Here is a 566-nt window from a genome sequence, read left to right as displayed (position 1 = left end):
AACGTAGATGACATTAAACCGTCAGGATTTATCATCAGTGATGGGCAAGGGCAGTTAACAGCGCTAAGAGTAAGTGTTTCGTCAGAAGTCAAATTAGACGCAAACGATGCTGAACAACATGCTCGTATTATAAAGGATAGTAAGTTGCATATGATGTCCTTTGATAACCATTTGCAAGCTTTGTAGTGCGTGGTCATCGGTACAGTTACTGTCATTGAGGAGATGAATCATCAGCCTAGAGATCTGTTTAGACACTGTTAGAGAGCAGCTCGCACAGGCAAGTATTGAGCTGCATATCAGCAAAAAGCGTGTCAAAAATATCAATTTTCGCTTAAAGCCTTATATGTTGATGGTCTCTATACCAATCCATATCAGCGCGTCACAAACACTTCATGCTGTTGCCAAGCGCGTGCCTTGGGCTATTGCGCACCACCCGCAAGTACTAGAGCAACACCAGCGTAAACAAAGCGCGCCACTAGATCCCATAACTGCTAAGAACCCTTTCTATCTATGGGGCAATAAGCAACCCTTTACGTTAAGTCATGATGAAAAAGTTGCCCACTATC

Annotated in this window: 2 pseudogenes; both read left to right on the top strand. The window is 43.3% G+C overall.

Features of this window, described 5'->3' with window-relative positions:
* Window positions 1-186 (top strand): annotated as a pseudogene (locus ACS8FC_RS19725) (DUF1513 domain-containing protein); the annotation flags it as partial.
* Between the two features lie 163 nt (window positions 187-349).
* Window positions 350-566, top strand: a pseudogene (locus ACS8FC_RS19720) (zinc metalloprotease); the annotation flags it as partial.

It is taken from the genome of Psychrobacter sp. 1Y4, assembly GCF_051847555.1.
The sequence above is the reverse complement of the archived record's forward strand: the minus strand, read 5'-3'. Positions and strand labels throughout refer to the sequence as shown.